3 protein-coding genes are annotated in these 2,339 nt (G+C 77.0%); 1 reads left to right on the top strand and 2 read right to left on the bottom strand.

Annotated elements, in window-relative coordinates; genetic code table 11:
• The coding region (locus AB0K34_RS46465) for a beta-ketoacyl synthase N-terminal-like domain-containing protein (RefSeq protein ID WP_364554934.1) at positions 1–807 on the bottom strand (807 nt) is incomplete at its 3' end.
• 228 nt (positions 808–1,035) lie between these two features.
• Here AB0K34_RS46465 and AB0K34_RS46460 point away from each other — a divergent pair.
• Entirely contained in the window at positions 1,036–1,878 is an 843-nt protein-coding gene (locus tag AB0K34_RS46460) for an NAD-dependent protein deacetylase (RefSeq protein ID WP_364554936.1), read from the top strand.
• Positions 1,879–1,882: 4 nt separating this feature from the next.
• Here the strand turns inward: AB0K34_RS46460 and AB0K34_RS46455 are convergent, their stop codons facing one another.
• Positions 1,883–2,200 (bottom strand): hypothetical protein, encoded by a 318-nt coding sequence (locus AB0K34_RS46455; RefSeq protein ID WP_364554932.1) that lies wholly within the window; start codon positions 2,198–2,200, stop codon positions 1,883–1,885.
• Between the last annotated feature and the right edge of the window lie 139 nt (positions 2,201–2,339).

Genomic DNA, 2,339 nt, shown 5'->3' with positions numbered 1-2,339 from the left:
GCACCCGTACCCGGCGACCTCCCCGTAGACGCGGGCGCCGCGCGCGGCGGCCAGGTCGGCGCGCTCCAGGAGGAGGAACGCGGCGGCCTCCCCGACGACGAACCCGTCGCGGCCGGCGTCGAAGGGGCGGCCGGCGGTGTGCGGGGTCGGGTCGCGGCGGGCGAGGGCGCCGATGCGCGCGAACGCGGCCATCGCGAACGGGGTGAGGATCGCGTCGACGCCGCCGGCGACGGCGGCGTCGATCCGGCCGGCGCGGATGGCGAGGACGGCCTCGCCGATCGCGGTGGCGCCGCTGGCGCAGCCGGTGGAGAAGGTGAGGCAGGGCCCCTCGCAGCCGTGCCGGATGGACACGTTCGCGGCCACGGCGTTCGGCATGATCTTCGGGACGGCCGGGACCGGGACGCGGTCCAGCGTCCCGGCGTGCTCGTGGCCGCCGAGCGCGACGGTGGCGGCGAGCCCGGCGGCGGCGGTCCCCACGTAGACGCCGCGGCGGGCGGGGTCGCCGCCGGGGCCGGGCCCGGCGTCGGCGACGGCGTCGTCTGCGGCGGCCACGCCGAGCTTGGTCATCCGGTCGAGGCGGCGCCGCTCGGGCCGGGTGAAGTAGCGGTCCTCGTCGAGCGGCCGGGCGGGGCAGCCGAACGACACGGCGGTCCCGGCCTCCAGCAGCTCGGGGACGTGGACGGCCTGCGACTTGCCCGCGAGGACGGTCGCGAGCACCTCCGCGGGCGTGCCGCCGGCGGGGCTCTTCACGCCGAACCCCGTCACCACGACGCGGGGCGTCCCGTCCGCGCGCTGCTCAGCGGTCATCCGTCACCTCGCGGTCTGGGGGGTCCCGCGGGAGGCGCGGGGCTTGGAAGCTAGCGCGGCGGCGCTCGTGGGAACTTGCCACCCCGTGCACATTTCTGTCGGCGGTTTTTGTCACCCGGGTGACACGGGCCACAGCGTGATCAGGCGTTTCGTCCCCCACTCGTCGCGGTCGTGCACCATGGAGGGGTGACGCAGGTTGTGGAGAACGCGGCGGGTGCGGGGATCACGGTGGAGCCGGGGGCGGCGGGGGCCGACGGGCTGCGGCTGCTGGCCGATCTCGTCGGGGACGGCGACGTGGTGGTGCTGAGCGGGGCGGGCCTGTCCACCGAGTCGGGCATCCCCGACTACCGGGGCGAGACGGGGCGGCGGCGGCCGGCGCAGCCGATGACCTACCAGGAGTTCACCGGCAGCGAGGCGGCGCGGCGCCGGTACTGGGCGCGCGGCCATCTCGGCTGGCGGCACATGGCGGGGGTCCGCCCGAACGCGGGCCACCGGGCGGTGGCCGAGCTGCAGCGGCGCGGGCTGCTCGCCGGGATCATCACGCAGAACGTCGACGGGCTGCAGCAGTCGGCCGGGGCGTCCGGGGTGATCGAGCTGCACGGGGCGCTGGACCGGGTGGTGTGCCTGGCGTGCGGCGCGCGGAGCCCGCGCGCCGCGCTGGAGGCGCGGCTGCGGGCGGCGAACCCCGGCTTCGAGGCGCGCGCGGAGGCGATCAACCCCGACGGCGACGCGGTCCTGCCGGACGCGGCCGTGGCGGAGTTCCGGCTGGTGGGCTGCGAGCGGTGCGGCGGGCCGCTCAAGCCCGACGTGGTCTTCTTCGGCGAGAACGTGCCGCCGGCCCGGGTGCGGGACTGCTACGCGCTCACTGAGGGCGCCGGGGCGCTGCTGGTGCTCGGGTCGTCGCTGACGGTGCTGTCGGGGTACCGGTTCGTCCGGCACGCGGCGCGGCACGGCGTCCCGGTCGCGATCGTGAACCGGGGCGCGACGCGCGGCGACGAGCACGCGCTGGTGACGCTGGACGCGCCGCTCGGCGCGACGCTCACGGCCCTCCTGGACGAGCTGGGGCGGTAGCCGGTCACCCTCCGGCGCCGGGCAGCGCCGTCGCGGCGGGCGCCGTGGACGCCCGCGAGCCGGGCGGGGCGGGCGGCGGCGGGTCGTCCACGGCGGGCGGGTCGGGCAGCGTGTCGCCGGTCACGAACCCGGTGGCCTCCAGCTGCCTCATCTGCTCGTTGACCAGCGGCTGCGCCTGCTCGGCGAACCGCCGCACGAGGGCGTTGCGGGTGGCGGCGCGGACGGCGCCGAGCTCGGTGTAGAGCAGGCCCTGCGCCATCCGCGTCCGCGCGACGGCGGTCTTGTCGTAGTCGTTGCCGGACTTGCCGGTGATCTCCGACATCCAGCTCTGCTGGTCGGGGCTGGGCCGGTCGGGCAGCGCGACGCCCAGCCGCGCGGCGGTCTGCCGGTTCAGCCGGTCGATGTGCGAGAGCGGCGAGTTCTGCTACTACTACAACAGCGACAACGCGGGGTCGGTCTCG

Source organism: Actinomadura sp. NPDC049382 (genome assembly GCF_040677125.1).
GTDB classification, from domain to species: Bacteria; Actinomycetota; Actinomycetes; order Streptosporangiales; family Streptosporangiaceae; genus Spirillospora; species Spirillospora geliboluensis.
Note: the sequence above shows the minus strand (reverse complement) of the source record. Positions and strands in the feature narration are given on the sequence as shown.

Coding starts and splice junctions, on each gene's coding strand:
- AB0K34_RS46455 (WP_364554932.1), bottom strand. CDS start 2,200: ATGTCGGAGATCACCGGCAAGTCCGGCAACGACTACGACAAGACCGCC.